The organism is Mycobacterium pseudoshottsii JCM 15466, from assembly GCF_003584745.1.
GTDB lineage: Bacteria > Actinomycetota > Actinomycetes > Mycobacteriales > Mycobacteriaceae > Mycobacterium > Mycobacterium marinum.
On the sequence record NZ_AP018410.1, the window covers coordinates 758,932 to 777,074 of the forward strand.

16 protein-coding genes, 1 tRNA gene and 1 pseudogene are annotated in these 18,143 nt (G+C 66.5%); 12 read left to right on the forward strand and 6 right to left on the reverse strand.

All coding sequences use genetic code 11. The features are described from left to right. Positions 1-138 precede the first annotated feature (138 nt). On the forward strand, positions 139-1,341 hold the full coding sequence (locus tag MPSD_RS03505) for an ISAs1-like element IS2404/ISMul1 family transposase (RefSeq protein ID WP_420811864.1): 1,203 nt from the start codon (positions 139-141) through the stop codon (positions 1,339-1,341). A gap of 207 nt (positions 1,342-1,548) precedes the next feature. On the opposite strand, the gene MPSD_RS03510 is transcribed toward MPSD_RS03505, so the two are convergent. The 4 genes from MPSD_RS03510 to MPSD_RS03525 all read right to left on the reverse strand — a co-directional run bounded on the left by MPSD_RS03510 (position 1,549) and on the right by MPSD_RS03525 (position 3,999). Next, positions 1,549-2,496, reverse strand: coding sequence for an HAD family hydrolase (locus MPSD_RS03510; RefSeq protein ID WP_086085456.1), 948 nt, complete (start codon positions 2,494-2,496; stop codon positions 1,549-1,551). Beyond that, entirely contained in the window at positions 2,497-2,919 is a 423-nt protein-coding gene (locus tag MPSD_RS03515) for a hypothetical protein (RefSeq protein WP_011738867.1), read from the reverse strand. 171 nt (positions 2,920-3,090) lie between these two features. Further along, positions 3,091-3,164: transfer RNA gene (locus MPSD_RS03520), tRNA-Gly, on the reverse strand. Positions 3,165-3,219: 55 nt separating this feature from the next. Next, positions 3,220-3,999, reverse strand: a complete 780-nt coding sequence (locus tag MPSD_RS03525; RefSeq protein ID WP_050674470.1) for a ZIP family metal transporter — start codon at positions 3,997-3,999, stop codon at positions 3,220-3,222. Positions 4,000-4,211: 212 nt separating this feature from the next. Between MPSD_RS03525 and MPSD_RS03530 the strand changes: the two genes are divergently transcribed. The 11 genes from MPSD_RS03530 to rfbA all read left to right on the forward strand — a co-directional run bounded on the left by MPSD_RS03530 (position 4,212) and on the right by rfbA (position 15,207). Further along, the gene (locus MPSD_RS03530) at positions 4,212-5,612 is read left to right on the forward strand and encodes an MFS transporter (protein ID WP_086085457.1); all 1,401 of its coding nucleotides are present in this window, start codon (positions 4,212-4,214) and stop codon (positions 5,610-5,612) included. 57 nt (positions 5,613-5,669) lie between these two features. Next, positions 5,670-6,050 carry a DUF1330 domain-containing protein gene (locus tag MPSD_RS03535; protein ID WP_223161066.1) on the forward strand — a complete coding sequence of 127 codons (381 nt, stop codon included), beginning with the start codon at positions 5,670-5,672 and terminating at the stop codon, positions 6,048-6,050. A 23-nt stretch (positions 6,051-6,073) separates the two neighbouring features. After that, positions 6,074-6,742 (forward strand): pyroglutamyl-peptidase I, encoded by a 669-nt coding sequence (gene pcp / locus MPSD_RS03540; protein ID WP_015354317.1) that lies wholly within the window; start codon positions 6,074-6,076, stop codon positions 6,740-6,742. A 202-nt stretch (positions 6,743-6,944) separates the two neighbouring features. Next, positions 6,945-7,613, forward strand: coding sequence for a VldE C-terminal domain-containing protein (locus MPSD_RS03545; RefSeq protein WP_051153566.1), 669 nt, complete (start codon positions 6,945-6,947; stop codon positions 7,611-7,613). A gap of 45 nt (positions 7,614-7,658) precedes the next feature. Continuing rightward, positions 7,659-8,231, forward strand: a complete 573-nt coding sequence (dcd, locus tag MPSD_RS03550) for a dCTP deaminase (RefSeq protein WP_012392561.1) — start codon at positions 7,659-7,661, stop codon at positions 8,229-8,231. Between the two features lie 164 nt (positions 8,232-8,395). Further along, complete coding sequence (locus MPSD_RS27990) at positions 8,396-9,991, forward strand: DUF7159 family protein (protein ID WP_167470891.1); 1,596 nt, start codon at positions 8,396-8,398, stop codon at positions 9,989-9,991. A gap of 155 nt (positions 9,992-10,146) precedes the next feature. Beyond that, positions 10,147-11,673 carry a DUF7159 family protein gene (locus tag MPSD_RS03565; protein WP_020784950.1) on the forward strand — a complete coding sequence of 509 codons (1,527 nt, stop codon included), beginning with the start codon at positions 10,147-10,149 and terminating at the stop codon, positions 11,671-11,673. A gap of 76 nt (positions 11,674-11,749) precedes the next feature. Next, on the forward strand, positions 11,750-13,084 hold the full coding sequence (locus tag MPSD_RS03570; RefSeq protein WP_020784949.1) for a UDP-glucose dehydrogenase family protein: 1,335 nt from the start codon (positions 11,750-11,752) through the stop codon (positions 13,082-13,084). A gap of 61 nt (positions 13,085-13,145) precedes the next feature. Further along, positions 13,146-13,901, forward strand: coding sequence for a maleylpyruvate isomerase family mycothiol-dependent enzyme (locus MPSD_RS03575; protein ID WP_015354322.1), 756 nt, complete (start codon positions 13,146-13,148; stop codon positions 13,899-13,901). Between the two features lie 35 nt (positions 13,902-13,936). Next, a complete protein-coding gene (locus MPSD_RS03580; protein WP_020784948.1) occupies positions 13,937-14,311 on the forward strand; it encodes a nuclear transport factor 2 family protein in 375 nt (124 codons plus the stop codon). Between the two features lie 29 nt (positions 14,312-14,340). Then, on the forward strand, positions 14,341-15,207 hold the full coding sequence (gene rfbA / locus MPSD_RS03585) for a glucose-1-phosphate thymidylyltransferase RfbA (RefSeq protein ID WP_020784947.1): 867 nt from the start codon (positions 14,341-14,343) through the stop codon (positions 15,205-15,207). Positions 15,208-15,243: 36 nt separating this feature from the next. On the opposite strand, the gene MPSD_RS03590 is transcribed toward rfbA, so the two are convergent. Both MPSD_RS03590 and MPSD_RS30640 read right to left on the reverse strand, forming a co-directional pair. Beyond that, positions 15,244-16,677 (reverse strand): PE family protein, encoded by a 1,434-nt coding sequence (locus tag MPSD_RS03590; RefSeq protein WP_086085459.1) that lies wholly within the window; start codon positions 16,675-16,677, stop codon positions 15,244-15,246. 802 nt (positions 16,678-17,479) lie between these two features. Then, positions 17,480-18,022, reverse strand: a pseudogene (locus MPSD_RS30640) (PE family protein); the annotation flags it as partial. Positions 18,023-18,143: the final 121 nt, after the last annotated feature.

The following is an 18,143-nucleotide window of genomic DNA, read 5'->3' on the forward strand; positions in this document are numbered from 1 at the left end:
CTCCGGCGTTGTTGATTAGCAGGCTTGTGAGCTGGGTTGATGATCTTTGGTGCCGCGCTATTGGGGCCGGAGTGTAGGCACGGGCTATCTGGAGAACGATCGAGTTGGTTACTGTTCGTCGTTGGTCTGGAGTTGCCCGTGCCTACCGTTTCAGTATTGCGTGTGTCGTCGGTTCCAGAGGTGTTCGACTGCTGGAGTCCTGGTGAGCGCAGCGAGTTCATCGGATCGGAGTTTCTCGATGTGTTGGCCTCGGTGCCAGACCCGAGGGGCCCACGCGGTCGGAGGTATTCGCTGATGGCTTTGTTGGCGATCGCGGTTCTGGCCACTGCCGCGGGGATGCGCGGCTATGCTGGTTTTGCCACATGGGCGGCCACCGCTCCCGATGATGTGTTGGCCCAATTAGGGGTCCGGTTCCGGCGGCCCAGTGAGAAGACCTTCCGCGCTGTTTTGTCTCGGCTAGACCCCGCCGACCTCAACGCCAGGATGGGCAGTTACTTCACTGCACACGTGGCCAGCAGCGACCCCAGTGGATTGGTGCCGATCGCGTTGGACGGCAAGATGCTGCGTGGTGCTTTACGCGCCAAAGCGACAGCCACGCATCTCGTGTCGGTGTTCGCCCACCGTGCCCGATTGGTGCTCGGTCAACTCGCTGTCGCCGAGAAAAGCAATGAAATTCCCTGCGTACGTGCCCTGCTCACGCTGCTGCCGGGTAGCTTGCGGTGGCTGGTCACCGTGGATGCGATGCATACCCAGGTCGTCACCGCGAAGTTGATCTGCGCCACCTTGAAGTCGCACTACCTGATGATCGTCAAGTCCAACCAAGCCAAAATATTTGCGCGTATCACCGCGCTGCCCTGGGCCGAGGTGCCCGCAGCCGCTACCGACGACTCCCGCGGCCACGGCCGTGTCGAGACCCGCACCCTGCAAATCATCGCCGCTGCACGAGGAATCGGCTTCCCCTACGCAAAACAAATCATTCGGATCACTCGTGAACGCTTGATCACCGCCACCGACCAGCGCAGCGTGGAGGTGGTCTATGCCATTTGCAGCCTGCCGTTCGAGCACGCCCGCCCTACCGCGATCATGGCCTGGATGCGTCAACACTGGGGAATCGAGAACAGCCTGCACTGGATACGCGACGTCACCTTCGACGAAGACCGTCAAAGGGCACATACCGGAAACGGCGCACAGGTCCTAGCAACGCTACGCAACACCGCGATCAATCTGCACCGCCTCAACGGCGCCGACAACATCGCCGAAGCCTGCCGGATCACCGCTTTGACCGCCAACCGCCGCCTAGACCTCCTCAATCCACAATTCCCCAGCTCACAAGCCTGCTAATCAACAACGCCGGAGCCCTGGGTCAACCGGCGATCCGACACCTGTATCACGTAGTCAGCCGAGAAGAACGTCTGTATGAGTGTCATCGCGGTTCAGCCCGGTTCCCTCCCGCCCCGCCGATGTCCGGTTCCTCCGATGGTCCCACCCACCACCGACAACCAGCAAACAGTTTTCGCGGGTAGTGACATCTGCAGGTCGCAGCGTTGCTTAGACCGCGTGTCCCGCCGGGTTGACGATGCTGTCTATCAGCTGTTCCCGTCGTTGGCAGATCGCGTCTGCGATGATTCGCAGCGATCGGAATAGCCATAAATCGGCGTCGCTATGTTCGCTGTAATCCGCGCTGGCTGTGTGGTTTACGCGCCCGTCGTCCTGTAGTTGCTGCACGCCCTCGTAGTTTTTTCCGCTGTGCACAGCTAGTGTTTTGCCGCCGGAGCCGCCGACGACCGAGAAGACCGGCACGTCGCTCGGGCCGTCGGCAATGTAAATCATGTTGCTGATCGGAACGCGACGCTCGTCGGGTGTCATGCGTGCGTTAACGTTGACGTTTTCGATCTTATTTATGCCCTTGTTAATTTCGAACACTGCTCGAGTCTTCGTCGTGTTATCGATGGTGTATCCGATTTGCGTCAACGGCCCGTCAGGGTCGAAGCTGGCGGGATCGAGCGCACCGTCATTGTTAATAGGCGCGTCTGGCAGTAGTTCACACGCCCAAACCCCGTCAACGTGCTCAAAAATCGGATTACCCTCAGTCATCTGGCGAAGACCTGTCGAGACGACGTAGTGCTCGGCTGAGATCAAGTGTTTGGCGTACCGCTTGTCTTGTGTAACAAAATCTCTTGTCCGCTTTATGAATTCGGGCATGCCAGGCGCCAGTTCGACCTGGGCACCGAGTTCGCGTAGGAGGGCGTTTGTCAAACCTGGAAACTTTCCTGTGCGAACGTAGTTGAGAGTGTGCTCTAGGTATGCAGTGTCCTCGGCAAGTTGTAGGTCGTATCCGCCGTAGAACTTCTTGAGTGCGTTGACCTCTTGCCAGAACTTGCTTTCATCAACGTCGTAGTGCTCGAAAAGCGGCTTCTGCATATAGCCGCGGGTAAGAGTCCGGTCAAAATCCCAAATGAAGGCAATGATCGTTTGGGTTACGAGGGACGGCGGCATTCACGCGACCTCGGGGCCGGTGAACCTTATTACGTCGTCGCCTCGGTCGATCCAGCCGTACAGGATCAGTCCGGTTCCCCAAAATTCCTCATGTGCTCGACCGAGTTCCGGCATCGGCAGCACAACCCCGACGTCGATGCCTCGTTTGCGAATCTGCTTTAAAATATCCGCATAGTCCGCTGCGGACTTGGTGCTTTCAAATACCCATTCAACGAGTTTGCGCTCATGGAGGTACACAGCAGTACTGGTCAGCATTCGAACGGTAGTGTTCGACTCGTCTTGCCATCGGCGGGCGATGGTGTTTGCGATGTCTTCGACGGCGATCCGATGGTGAACCGGGCTCCCCACGTTCGTCATGGAGGCAGTGTAGGTCTGCCGGTGGAGGGCCGTCGAGATTTCCGTGTCTTCCGCGTGGTCGCTCATGCGTGGACGGTATCGACGGGGGCCGACAGGTTTCCGAACGGATGTTCGATGCGTGTGCTATCTGGCGGCTGTAGCAAACGCCTCTCAAATCGGTCAGGGTCACCAGACGGTCATCGGTTAGATGGGCTAGCGATTGTGACGCTTCAGTATGGGATTTGACCAGGTCTTTCGTGGAGCCGATGACGGGAATCGAACCCGCGTATTCAGCTTGGGAAGCTGATGTTCTGCCATTGAACTACATCGGCGCTGTTGCCCCGAAAGGCTAGCACCCAGCACCGGGCGCGGTGTGCGGGATCCGCCTCACTCCATCACTCCCAGGCTGTAGAGGATCAGGAAGCCGGCGAAGAACATGATCGCCATCCACGCCCGCTCCTCGCCTTCATGGGCTTCGACGAGCAGTTCTTCCACGACCAGCCACAACAGCGCCGCCGCCGCAAACGCCAGCACGAGGGTCAGCACGGTACCTCCCGCGTTGGCGAGCACCAGCGCACCCAGCACGCCGCCCACGGCGGTCGCCAGGCTGACCCCGCCGGTGAGCGCGGCGGCCCGGGCCTTGGGTACTCCGGAGCGGGTCAGCCGCAGCGCCACCGACACCCCCAAAAACAGCACCTCGACGGTCAGCGCGATGGTGATGATGATCGCGGTGCGCCGGGAGACGGTCGCGCCCGTCGCCACCAGCAGCCCGTCGATGAACAGGTCGACGGCGACCACGGCGAGAAAACCCACCGGCACTTGACCGCCCGCACGGACGTCGTCGTGGCCGTCCTCGTCCTCGCCGTGCGGTCCGTGGTCTTCGAACTGGCGGAATCCGACCAGCAGCGCGACCCCCGCACTGAACCCGAGAATGATCAGCCACAGCGGGCCCCGCGCCCGCAGGTCCGGCAGGACCTCGGTGGCCACGGCGGCCATGACCACACCGGCCGCGAAATGCTGCACACCGCTGACCAGCGCCGCCGACGGCGTGCGCACGACTGCCACAGCGCCACCGATGATTCCGGCGATCACCGGGAAGGCGACCAAAGCCGCAGCGGTTGTCAGGGTGCTCACGCCAAACCTCCCGGGGCCGATTGAGACGAACATACTCGGGTGCGCTCGATCGGCCGGTATCGGCGGAGGCCGGATGGCGCGCCGGCGTATACAGTGCTCGGCGGACGGGCCGACGGCACCGGAGCCTCGGTTCGTACGTTTCCGACGTGACGCACGCGCGCCTCGCGGGCCACCGTGACCCCGACATCCAACAGACGCGAGCGTTGCGGAACTCGACGGCACCGGGTCCTCACGCAGGAGACACGATGGCCGTTTTAGACACCGGTGAACGCTCGCTGGAAGCGCGCACGATCCGCAAACTGGGCATTCGCATCGTGCCGTTCTTGATGGCCCTGTATTTCGTCAACTACCTGGACCGCACCAACCTCGGCATCGCCCGCGCCGACATCAGCGCGCACCTACAGCTCACAGCGACGATGTTCGGCCTGGCCTCGGGCATCTTTTTCATCGGCTATGTGCTGGTCGAGGTTCCGTCCAATCTCGCGCTGGATCGCTACGGCGCCCGACGCTGGCTAGCGCGGATCGCGGTGTCGTGGGGAATCGTGGTGGTGGCCACCGGCTTTGCGCCAAACGCGACGACGCTGTTGGTGTTGCGGTTCCTGTTAGGGGTGGCCGAGGCGGGCCTGTTCCCGGGGGTCATCTACTACCTGAGTCGCTGGTTCCCGCGCGACTACCGGGCCCGGGTCGTCGCGCTGTTCATGATGGCCAGCCCGATCGCGGCAGCGCTTGGAACCCCGTTGGCGGCGTGGCTGATCCACCTCGGCAACGGGGTGTTCGGGCTGGCGGGCTGGCAGTTCATGATGATCGCCGTCGGTGTCCCGGCGATCGTGTTGGGGTTCGCCTGTTGGTACTACCTGGTCGACCGGCCCGGTGACGCCGCATGGCTAGAGCCCGACGAACGGCAATGGCTCGTCGACACCCTGGCCGAGGAGCAGCGCCAGGTTGCCGGCGACTTTCACTTTCCGCTGCGCCGCGCGCTGACCAGCCCACGGATCTGGGCGCTGGCCCTGGTCTACTTCGGCATCGCCTACGGGCTCTACGCCCTGACGTTCTTCTTGCCGAGCATCATCTCGGGCTTCAAGAAGACCTTCGGGATCGACTTCTCGATCGTGCAAGTGGGACTCATCGCGGCGATCCCGTACACCTGTGCGGCGGTGGCCATGTACCTGTGGTCGCGGCACGCGGACGCCACCGGTGAGCACGTGTGGCATGTCGCCGTCCCGATGTTGCTTGGCGGGCTGGCCATTCCCGTCGCGCTGCACCTGCACACCCCGGTGCTGGTGATGGTGGCCGTGGCGATCACCGCGATGGGGGGTGTTCGCTGCCATCCCCAGCTTCTGGGCGTTGCCGTCAAACTTCCTGACCGGCACCGCGGCAGCCGGCGCCATCGGGCTGATCAATTCGGTGGGCAATCTGGGCGGGTTCGCCGCGCCCTATCTGACCGGGGCGCTCGAACAAGTGACCGGGACCGACAAGGCGGGCATGTGGGCGGTGGGCGCCATGATGCTGATGTCGGCCTTTGTGGTGGTCCTGCTGCGCGCCGTGCCGGGCTCCCCGACGGCTGCCGAGCGCCCGAATTGATGCCGTGGCGCCGAGCGCTGGCCGCAACGCGACCAACGGGAATCGCCAACACCACGTACAAATAGAGGCGACGAGGGAGATCGATCGTGCACATCGTTCCGACACCGCAAGCGGCTGAGGCGATGCTGACCGCAATGCCGCCCGGCCCCTTCGTCATGCTCAACCTCTACCGCATCCGCGAGGTCGCCGATTACTCAGCGAACTCCGAGCTTGCGCCCCCGGCGCCGATCAGCGGTCGCGAACTGTTCGAGCGCTACGCCGCCGGGATGGAGTCGGTGCTGGCGAAGGTCGGCGCCGAGCGGGTCTTTGTGGCCGACGCCGGCGGCTGCTTCATCGGCCCGCCCGAGGAGCGCTGGGACGTCATTCAATTCGTGCGGTATCCCTCGCTGGAAGCCTTCATCGCGGTGATGTCCAGCGAACAGGTGCAGGCCGATCTTCCGCATCGGTTCGCGATGCTGGAGGATTTCAGGGTGATACCCATGGCCGAACGCCCGCTCACCTAGTTTCGACCAGGAAGGAACACCACATGACCAAGGTGCTGGTTACCGGGTTCGGACCGTATGGCGTGACGCCGGACAATCCGGCCCAGTTCACCGCCGAGGCGCTGGACGGACGCACCATCGCCGGGGCGACGGTCGTCTCGCGGATTGTGCCCGGCGCCTATTTCGACTCGATCGCGGCGGCTGAGCAGGCCATCGCCGAGGTGGATCCGCAGCTGGTGATCATGCTGGGCGAATACCCGGGGCGCGCCATGCTGACCGTCGAGCGGCTGGCCCAGAACATCAACGATTGCGGGCGCTATGGCCTCGCCGACACCGCCGGCAAGGTGTTGGTGGGCGAGCCGACCGATCCGGACGGCCCGGTCGCCTACCACGCCACCGTCCCGGTCCACGAGATGGTGCTGGCGATGCGCGCGGCCGGGATCCCGGCCGATGTCTCCGACGCGGCGGGCACCTTCGTGTGCAACCACCTCATGTACGGCGTGCTGCACCACATCGCCTCGCGGAACCTGCCCATCCGCGCCGGCTGGGTCCATCTGCCCTGTCTGCCGATGGTCGCCGCCCTGGATCGCAACCTGGGTGTTCCGAGCATGTCGGTGGAGACGGCGGTCGCGGGACTGGTCGCCGGCATCGAGGCGGCGGTGCAGCATGCGGCCGATACTCGCCAGCCCGTCCCGTCACGTTTGCAGATCTGAGGGCACTAAACTCTTGGCGGCCAGACAATCTTGTTCGGCTGTGTCTTATGGCGCAAGAAATGTCGCGCTGAGCAGGACAAATGGCCCCGCGTCAAGTCGGGTGCCATTATTGTCTTGATAAGTGGCAAACTGCGATATATGCCACAGGATTGCTAACCAATCCGGTGTTTATTATTTCGTTATCGTGCCGTAATCTGCTTCCGTGGGTCGGCACGAGTTAGCCAGGAAGCGGCGCAAGCTGTCTGTTCTGCTGGCTGCAGTGGTAGCGCCCGCGGCCGCCTTCTTCGCGGTGGCAGGGGATATCGGCCCATCGTCCGCGCGTGATCGCATCGACCAAATGGCCGTTGGTGATGAAGCGTGTTGTGTGGAGATTGTCGCGGCAACGCCCATCGAGTTGTCGTCGAAAATATCCAGCGGTGCGGTGGGGATGGGTTTTGCGGCCGGTCAGTTCGCCGCGGCATCGAGATTGCGGGTGGACAGGTCAGCGCGCCTGCTGCCGGTCGGGGTGGCACCGGAACGCGGGCTACAGGTCAAGACCATCCTGGCGGCGCGCAGCATCAGCGCGGTCTTCCCGGAGATTCACGAAATCGGTGGGGTGCGCCCCGATGCGTTGCGCTGGCATCCGAACGGATTGGCGCTCGACGTGATGATCCCCAACCCCGGCAGTGCTGAGGGGATAGCGCTGGGCAACGAGATCGTCGCCTACGTCTTGGCCAACGCCGAGCGCTTCGGGATGCAGGATGCGATTTGGCGTGGCGTCTACTACACGCCCACCGGTGCAACCAGAAGCCGCCTCGGTCACTATGACCACGTCCACGTCACCACCACTGGTGGCGGATACCCCACTGGCAAGGAAATCTACCTCCGCTGACTCGTCGCGCGGCGGCGGCGATCCGAGAGCAGATACGCTCATCGCGTGCTGCTCTCTGATCGAGACCTCAGAGCCGAAATTTCCGCCGGGCGGTTGGGTATCGACCCGTTCGATGACAGCCTGGTTCAGCCGTCCAGCGTCGACGTCCGGCTCGACTGCATGTTCCGGGTGTTCAACAACACCCGGTACACCCACATTGACCCGGCGCAGCGCCAGGACGAGTTGACCAGCGTGGTGGAGCCGACCAAGGGGGATCCGTTCGTGCTGCACCCGGGCGAGTTCGTGCTGGGTTCCACGCTGGAGATCTTCTCCCTGCCCGGTGACCTGGCCGGGCGGCTGGAGGGCAAGTCGTCGCTGGGCCGGCTGGGCTTGCTCACCCATTCCACTGCCGGGTTCATCGATCCCGGCTTCAGTGGGCACATCACGCTGGAGCTGTCCAACGTCGCCAACCTCCCGATCACGTTGTGGCCCGGCATGAAAATCGGCCAGCTGTGCATCTTGAAATTGACCAGTCCGTCTGAGCATCCCTACGGGAGTTCCGGAGTAGGGTCGAAATACCAGGGTCAGCGGGGGCCCACGCCGTCTCGTTCATACCAGAACTTCATAAGGTCTACATAGCTGCCGCATAGCTTGCGCGATAAGGATTAGTAGACCGTTGGCTCGGCTATCCAAGAGCCATTGCCGGGCCATCCGGAGCCATCCGCGCCGTGTTCTCCTCCGCAGCGACCGTGGTGGGTTGCAAGACCTTGGGAGGGGTTTTGGACGTCGTACTTGGGGTATCGATGGCAGCGGCTGACGTCCGGATGGCGTTGGTCGAAGGCGAAGACGGCGACGGCTTGATTGTCGAGGAAGACAGTTTCGACCTCGACCGCAATCCGGTCACGTCGAGCGCATCCGATCAGGTGGTCGCGGCGATTCTGGGCACTCGGGAGGGTGCGGCCGACGCCGGCTTGCGGTTGTCCTCGATCGGCGTGACATGGACCGACCCGGTTCAGGCCGCGGCGCTGCGCGATGCGCTGGCCTGGCACAAGGTCGAAAACGTCATGCTGGTCTCGGGTTTTCTGGCTGCGGCCGCCCTGGGGCAGGCGGTCGGCGGCGCCCTCAGCTATGCGCGGACCGCGGTGTTGTTCATCGAGCCCGATACGGCGACCCTGGCCGTCGTCGACACCGCGGACGGCTCGGTCAGCGAGGTGCGCCAGCAATTGTTGGCCGAAGACGACGACGCGGCGGTGGCCGAGGTGGTCGCCATGGTGGCCGCGGCCGAGTCTCTGCCGGCGCGTCCGGACGGTGTCTATGTGGTCGGCACGGGTGTGGACGTCGCCATGATCAAGCCGGCACTCGATGCGGCGACGTCGCTGACGGTGAGCGTGTCCGAGGAACAGGAAATGGCGCTCGCCCGAGGCGCGGCGCTGGCCTGCGGCAATGCGCCCCTGTTTGCCGCCACCACCGCCGCCCTGGCATATGCGCAGGACCTCAATGATCCTGACCCGCTGGCGGAGAGCGACCTGGTCGACGAGCTCTCGCCCGACCAGGAACCCGCCGGACGCCGATCCGGGCTTTTGATCGGCAGCGGCCTGGCCGTGGTCGCCACCGCGGCGGTGGTGGCGCTGGAAGTCGCCCTGGCGATCGACATCCGCCCGACGGTGGCCCTACAGCCCAGGCCCAACGAGAACCACCTGGTCGCCCCGCCTCAGCAGGCGGCCGCGCCGCCGCAAGTGGCCGCTCCCGAGCCGAAGATCGAGTTGCCGCGCCCCCGGGTGGTGCCGCGCGCGGCCAGCCCGCAGCTGCCGGCCCCGGCGGCGCCGGCGCAGAGGGCGCCAGAGGTGCCGGTGTTGCCCGCCCCCGCCATTCCTGAACCGGTGGTGGCCGTGCCGCCGCTGGTGCCCATCGTCGTGTCGCCGGTCCGGGTACCCAGCGGGGTCGACACCTTCCTGCGCCCCTCTGTCCCCAATATCCAAGCGCCGGTGCCACGTCAGCAGCCCAAGGTGCCCGCCCCCCGTGTTGAAGTTCCAGCCTCGCCCCCGCCGGTGGTGAGTCCGAATCCGCGCGGGCGCGGCGGTCTGAGGCTGCCCGGGCTGGGCCGGATACCCAACCCCGGTCGTGGGCCCGCTGGCGGCAGCCTCGGTCCTGGCCGGCGCGGGCACTTCGGCGGCGGCGCTCCCGGTCGTAGCGGTCCGTCCGGCGGCGGCGGCCATGGGGGCCAGTTCGGCGGCGGCCACGGGGGCCACTTCGGTGGCGGCGGTCACGGCGGTGGGTTCGGCGGTGGCCGCGGTGGCGGTGGCCATGGTGGCGGGTTCGGAGGATTCGGTGGCGGCCACGGTGGAGGTTTCGGTGGGGGCCACGGTGGTGGTTTCGGTGGCGGCCACGGGGGACGCTGACAGCTAATCGTCTGTTCGACGGTTAGGCATCCTTTTACTGCTGAAATGTGCTGACCCAAGCCGATCCGGCAACTAAGGCTCCGGTATGCACCCCGGGAGGCGCGTAAAATCGGCGGCTACAGGGTTGGGGGACCCGCGTAGGCCCGCTGTATGCGATGGTCGAACAGGTATTGGGGGAGCTCTTGGACACCGTGCTCGGAGTATCTGTGGCACCGACGGCAGTGCGGTTGGTGCTGGTCGAAGGCGAAAACGGCGATGGCGCGCTGGTCGATGAAGACGCGTTCGATGTCAGCGGTGATGGCGACGCGGCAACCATCGGGGCCGCCGAACAGGTGATCTCGGCGATCCTGGGAACCAGGGAAGGCGCCTCCGAGGGCGGCTACCAGCTGACCTCAACCGGGGTGACCTGGAGAGACCCGGCCCAAGCCGCCGCCCTGCGCGACGTCTTGGCCCGGCGCAAGATCGAAAACGTCGTGCTGGTCTCGGCGTTCCTGGCCGCCGCCGCGCTGGCTCACGCGGTGGGCAGCGAAACCAACTATGCGCAGACCGCGTTGCTGTTCATCGAACCCGAGGCCGCCACGCTGGCGGTTGTCGACAGTGCGGACGGCTCGGTTACCGACATTCATCGACTCTCACTGTCAGACGACGATGACACGGCCGTGGGCCAGTTGACGGAGTTGATTTCCCAGGCCGAGAGCCTGCCGACCCGTCCCGACGCGGTGTTTCTGGTGGGCTCGGGTATCGATCTGCCATTGATCAAGCCGACGCTCGAGGCGTCGACCACATTGCCGGTTACCGCGGCCGAGGAACCGGATACCGCGCTTGCCCGCGGTGCCGCGCTCGCGGCGGCGAGCAGCCCCCTGTTCGCGTCATCCACGGCGGCGCAGGCGTGGGCCCAGGATCCCGGCAGCGGGGTGCTCTACTCACACGCGCCGTACGGGCTCGATGCCGCCTACTTCGACGATGTGTCGGACCAGTTGGGGACGGGTCAGCAGGCTCTGGCCTACAGCGCGGTGCCCGAAGAGCAGCATGAGCGAAGGCCGTTCGCGCTGCTGGCCAGCATCATGGGGTCAATCTTCATGATCGGTGTGGGTGCCTTGGCCGTGTCTCTGGCGGTCAGCATCCGCTCCGAACCCGGCACCCGCCCCGATCCCGGCCAGAGCGTCGTCACACACCTGCCCGCGCCGGCGCACGCGGCCCCGGCCCCTCAACCCCAGGCCCCGGCACCGCAGGCTCCGGCGCCCCAAGCCCAAGCCCAAGCCCCGGCGCCCCAGGCCCAGGTTCCGGCCCCAGCCCCGGCGCCCCAAGCCCCCGCCCCGCGGGCGCCGCAAGCCCCGGCCCCCCAGGCGCAGGTTCCGGCTCCGAAGGCCCCGGCGCCGGTGCCGGTACCGGTTGCCCAAGCGCCAGTGCCCGTGCCGCAGGCTCCCGCGCCAGTTCCGGTTCCGATTCCTCAGGCTCCCGCACCCGCGCCGGAGGCTCCGGTGCCGGCTCCGGTGCCCATTCCGGTGCCCATTCAGATCCCGCTTCCCCAGATCTTTGGTCCCGGTGGCGGCGGCGGGTTCCCCGGCGGTGACGATGACCGTGGCGGACGTGGTGGTGGACGCGGCGGCCGGCACGGCGGCGGTCACGGCGGTGGGCACGGGCGGGGCGGGTTCAACATCCCGTTTATCCCGGGTATCTGATCTTGCCGGGTAGCTGTCATCTGCCGTTCAGCGTCGCGATGCAGTTCGCTCATCGCAGTCGCCTACACACGGTGTTATGCGATGCACCGTCTTTGGCACCGGCTATCTAGGCGCCACCCACGCCGTTGGAATGGCGCAACTTGGGCACGAGGTTGTCGGGGTCGACATTGATCCGGGCAAGGTGGCCAAGCTGGCCGGGGGCGATATCCTCTTCTACGAGCCGGGTTTGCGAGAGCTGTTGAGGGACAACCTTGCTGCTGGACGTCTGCACTTCACGACCGACTACGACATGGCCGCCGAGTTCGCCGATGTGCACTTTCTGGGTGTTGGCACACCCCAGAAAAGGGGGGAATACGGCGCCGACTTGCGTCACATTCACGCCGTCATCGATACCCTGGTGCCGCGGCTGACCAGAACGTCGGTGCTCATTGGCAAATCGACGGTCCCGGTCGGAACGGCGGCCGAGTTGGCCCGGCGGGCGGCCGGGCTGGCAGTGGCCGGCGTTGGTGTGGAGATCGCCTGGAACCCGGAGTTTCTGCGCGAAGGTTTCGCGGTCCGCGATACGCTGCGTCCGGATCGGATTGTGCTTGGTGTGCAGGAGGATTCGATCCTGGCCGAGCAGTTCGTCCGAGAACTGTACGGACCGTTGCTGGAGGCCGGGGTGCCCTTCTTGGTGACCGATCTGCAGACCGCGGAATTGGTCAAGGTCTCCGCCAATGCCTTTCTGGCTACCAAAATTTCGTTCATCAACGCGATCTCGGAGGTATGCGAGGCCGCCGGTGCCGACGTCAGTCTGCTTGCCGATGCCCTCGGCTACGACACCCGCATCGGGCGCCAATGTCTCAATGCGGGTTTGGGATTCGGTGGCGGCTGCTTGCCCAAAGATATCCGCGCGTTCATGGCCCGTGCCGGCGAGCTCGGTGCCAACCAGGCGCTGACCTTCCTGCGTGAGGTCGACAGCATCAACATGCGGCGGCGTACCCGGATGGTGGAACTGGCCACCACCGCGTGTGGCGGTTCGCTGCTGGGAGCCAACCTCGCGGTGCTTGGCGCGGCGTTCAAACCCGAATCCGACGACGTTCGAGATTCTCCCGCGCTCAACGTCGCCGGACAGCTACAGCTCAACGGTGCGGCGGTCAATGTCTATGACCCCAAGGCCCTGGACAACGCGAACCGACTGTTTCCCACGCTGAACTACGCGGTCTCGGTTGCCGAGGCCTGCGAGCGAGCCGACGCCGTGTTGATACTCACCGAATGGCAGGAGTTCGTCGACCTCGACCCCGACGATCTGGCCGACCGGGTGCGGGCCCGCGTCATTGTCGACGGCCGCAACTGCCTTGATGTCTCCCGCTGGGAGCGGGCTGGCTGGCGAGTGTTCCGGCTGGGGGCTCGGATTCGGGCGGCGTCCTAGTCGGCCGCGTCCGTCGGCGAATTCGGGCTGCGGGCAACCCGGCACGAGTAGCGTTACCGGGGTGGACCAGGTGGCGGCATACCTTGACCAGACCCGTGCTTTCGGCGAACTCATCGGCGACAATGACCAATCCACGCCAGTGCCCAGCTGCCCGGGATGGAACCTCGGGCAGCTGTTCCGTCATGTCGGACGCGGCGACCGGTGGGCGGCCCAGATCGTGCGCGACCGGCTGGACAGTTTTCTGGATCCCCGCAATGTGGCAGGCGGAAAGCCGCCGGCAGCTGTGGACGACGCGATCGCCTGGCTGCAAGACGGCGCGCAGCTGATGGTCGACGCCGTCGAGCAGGCGGGCGCGGAAACGCCGGTGTGGACATTTCTTGGGCCGCGCCCGGCGCACTGGTGGGTTAGGCGCCGGCTGCACGAGGTGGTGGTGCATCGGGCTGACGCCGCCATCGCGCTCGGGCAGCAATTCGTCCTGGAACCCGAGATCGCGGCCGACGGCATCAGCGAGTTTCTGGAACGCATTGCGGTCCAGGCGGGGCGCGACGGCGCGCCGCTGCCGATCGAGGACGGCGACACCGTGCATCTGCACGCCACCGATCCCGGTCTCGGTGACGTCGGGGAATGGACCGCCGCCGTCGAGGACGGCCACATCACCTGGTCGCCTGAGCACGGCAAAGGCACCGTGGCCGTGCGCGGCGGCGCCGCGGAGCTTCTGCTGGCGATGACGCGGCGGGTCTCGGTGCCCGACACCGGGATCGAGGTGTTCGGCGACCAGGCCGTATGGCAGAAATGGCTGGAGCGCACGCCTCTTTAGCGTGCGGACTAGGCGAACACGGTAATTTGCAGGCCATGACCACATCGGAGATTGCCACCGTGCTGGCCTGGAGCGACGCACTCAACGCCGCTGACATTGACACCCTGGTGGCCCTGTCCAGCGACGATATCGACATCGGCGACGCGCACGGAGCAGCCCAGGGCCTCGAGGCGCTGCGGCGCTGGGCCAGCTCGCTGCAGACGACCGCCGAGATGGGCCGCATGTACGTGCACGACGGTGTTGTGGTGGTCGAGCAACGGATCATCGGCCGCGACGACCCCGACAGCGTCGCGAACGCCGCCTCGGCATTCCGGGTGGTCCGCGATCACGTCACCTCGGTTTTCCGCCATGACGACTTGGCGTCGGCGCTGGCGGCCACCGAACTCACCGAGGCTGACCTGGTCGATTGAGTTCGACGAAAGGCAACTAGGAGCCACTCATGCGCGGGATCATCTTGGCCGGCGGTTCGGGCACCCGCCTGTACCCGATCACCATGGGTATCAGCAAGCAGCTGTTGCCGGTCTATGACAAGCCAATGATCTACTACCCGCTGACCACCCTGATGATGGCCGGCATCCGCGACATCCAGCTGATCACCACCCCCCATGACGCTGCCGGGTTTCACCGCCTACTCGGCGACGGAACGGATTTCGGCGTGAACATCACCTATGCAACCCAGGATCAGCCCGATGGTCTGGCCCAGGCATTCGTCATCGGCGCCGACCACATCGGCACCGACTCGGTGGCATTGGTGTTGGGGGACAACATCTTTTATGGCCCGGGTTTGGGCACCAGCCTGCGCCGATTTCAAGACATCAGTGGCGGAACGATTTTCGCGTACTGGGTGGCAAACCCAACTGCCTACGGTGTTGTCGAGTTCAGCGCCGACGGGACCGCGCTCTCCCTGGAGGAGAAACCGGCCACCCCGAAGTCGCACTATGCGGTGCCAGGCTTGTATTTCTACGACAACGACGTGATCGAGATCGCGCGGAGCTTGAAGAAATCCGCGCGCGGCGAGTATGAGATCACCGAGGTGAACCAGGCCTATCTGAACCACGGCCGGCTCAACGTCGAGATGCTGGCCCGCGGAACGGCCTGGCTGGACACCGGCACGTTCGACTCGCTGCTAGACGCCGCCGATTTCGTCCGGACGCTGGAGCGGCGGCAGGGACTCAAGGTGAGTGTTCCCGAGGAAGTGGCATGGCGGTTGGGCTGGATTGACGACGAACAACTGATGCGGCGCGCACGCAGCCTGGTCAAGTCCGGGTACGGCAGCTACTTGCTGGAGTTGTTGGAAAGGAACTGATTTCAGCGCCAATCCGGTGCCCGACGGCTCGTACTATCAGGTATTCCCGATCGTGCCGATCAACAGCCCGCCGTTGCCCGGAAGGCCCGGGGTGCCGGCGCCCGATAGCCCGACGTCGCCGCTGTTTCCGCCATTTCCGATCAGCACGGCATCGCCGCCGTTTCCGCCGTTTCCGCCGGAGAAGCCGCCGTTCGGGCCGGGCGCCCCGCCCGCGCCGCCGGCCCCACCGTTTCCGATCAGCCCGGCCCTACCACCGCCACCGCCGTTGCCGCCGTCACCGGCGGAACTGGGGCCGACGAAGCCGGCTCCGCCGGTGCCGCCGCCACCACCGTTACCGAATAGCGTGCCGCCGGTACCGCCCTGGCCGCCATTGCCGCCGGTGGCGTTCATGAGGATGTTGCTGGTGTATGCGGCCCCGCCGACGCCGCCGGCACCGCCGTTGCCGAAGAGCCGGCCGTCGCCGCCTTGGCCTCCGTTACCGCCCACGGAGTCTGCGAGGGCGTTGGTGCTCTGTCCGCCCGCGCCGCCGGCGCCGCCGGTACCCCCGAAGATGCCGGTGGCGCCGCCGTCGCCGCCGTCGCCGCCCTGGGTAGCGCCGAACCCGCCGACGCCGCCACCACCGCCGTTGCCGAGCAGGGTGCCGGCCGCGCCGCCGTTGCCGCCGACCCCGCCAGGCCCGACGCTGGACAGACCGCCGGTACCGCCGATCCCGCCGTTGCCGAAGAGGCCGCCGGCGCCACCGTCTCCGCCGGCGCCACCCCCGGTCAATCCGGTGCTGGCGATGCCGCCCTGGCCCCCGGCGCCGCCGATGCCGAATAGTGCGCCGCCGGCACCCCCGGCGCCGCCGGCCCCGCCGTCGATTCCGGATCCACCGGTACCGCCGATGCCGCCCTGGCCCCACAAGAGCCCGCCGGCCCCACCCGCGCCGCCGGCCGCACCGGTGCCCACCGTTGACGCCCCGCCGGCACCGCCCGCGCCGCCGTTACCGAACAGTCCGGCCGCGCCGCCGGTGCCGCCCTGCTGCTCCAAGCCTCCGGACCCGCCCGCCCCGCCGTCGCCGAGTAACCAGCCGGCGGCGCCTCCGTTGGCGCCGGTGCCTGCCGCCCCGTTGGCGCCGTTGCCGATCAGTGGGCGCCCGGTCAGCGTCAGGACGGGCTGGTTGATGAGGTCCAGCGCGGTCTGCGCGACGTTGCTTGCTTCAGCTGTCGCGTACGAGCCGGCGCCGGCCTGCATTGCCTGCACAAACTGGGAATGAAACTGGGCGGCCTGGGCGCTGAGCGACTGATAGGCCTGTCCGTAGGAGCTGAACAACGACGCAACGGCCGCCGACACATCGTCAGCGCCGGCCGCCAGTACCGCGGTGGTCGGGGTGGCCGCGGCCGCGCCGGCCTCGCCCAACGTCGACCCGATCCCGGCGATGTCCGCCGCTGCCGCCGTCAATGTCTCCGGTGCCACGAACAGAAACGCCATGTGATCCCTCCCATTTCAGGCCAGTGCGTGGCACAGCGGGAGGACCGCCCGGTCACCAACGACTGGATAGAAGCGCATCCTATGCTGGCAGCGGCACCACGTAGTGGTCTTTCGCGAACATTATTCAAGCGCGTAACGCGACCACTCGTGGCTACATTTTGCTGCCGCTGAATGCGGGTGGTTAGGGCGTCAGCCCCTCCATTCCGTCCTCGCCGATGAGTAGTCCGCCGATGCCGGCGGCGCCGGCGATACCCGGGCCCACCCCGCCGGAACCGGCGTTGCCGCCGTTGCCGCCGTTGCCGATCAGCACGGCGTCACCGCCTTTACCGCCGGAGCCGCCGGTGCCGAATCCCGAGTTGTTGTTTCCGCCGGCGCCGCCGTCACCGCCCTGACCGACCAGTCCGGCCTTGCCACCGTTGCCGCCGTCCCCACCGTCGGCACCGCCCACGCTGTCCCCGCCGTCCCCACCGTCGGCACCGCCCACGCTGTCCCCGCCGGCTCCGCCGTCGGAGGCGCTGAAGCCGAATCCGCCGTTGTCGCCCGCGCCACCGGCACCGATGAGCATGCCGGCGTTGCCGCCGGCGCCGCCGTTCCCAGCCGCGTTGCCGATGGTCGCCGCGGCGCCGGCGCCGCCGTCCCCGCCATTGCCGAAGAGCATGCCGGCGCTGCCGCCCATTCCGCCGGCCCCGCCGAACAGGCCGCCCTCTCCGCCAGTGCCACCTGCCCCGCCAGCGCCGAAAAGTCCAAGGGCGGCCCCGCCGATCCCACCGTCGCCCCCCTGAGTCAGGCCGGACCCGCCGGCCCCGCCGTCCCCGCCGGCGGCGAACAGGCCGGTGCCGCCGTCGCCGCCATTGCCAGCAAAGGTGCCGAACCCGCCGACTCCGCCATCGCCTCCAGCGCCGAACAGTCCGCCGGCACCGCCGGCTCCGCCGTTGCCGATCAACCACCCGGCGGCCCCGCCGTCGGCCCCCGTCCCCGGGGCGCCGTTGGCGCCGTTACCGATCAGCGGGCGCCCGGTAGCCGCCAGCACGGGAGCGTTGATCGCGTCGAGCAGCGGCGATACGGCCGCAGCCTCGGCGGCCGCATACGAAGCCCCACCCCCGCTCAAGGCCTGCAGAAACTGCTCGTGAAACGCCGCCGCCCGCGCGCTGAGCAACTGATAGGCCTGGCCCTGCGCGTCGAACAGCGCCGCAACCGCCGCCGACACCTCGTCGGCGCCCGCGGCCAGCACCGCGGTGGTAGGGGCCACCGCTGCCGCGTTCGCCGCGCCGATCGTTGACCCGAGGCTGGCTAAATCCGTAGCTGCCGCAGTAAGCGCCTCCGGCGCCGTGATCACAAATGACATTTCGACCACCTCACCAACACGTAGCGACCCATAACTCACCGTTCAACGCCGTCCCGGCGATCGCTGCTAACCATCAATCGACGGGACTAGACCCATCGTTGCTGCTGGGCGCAGCCAATTG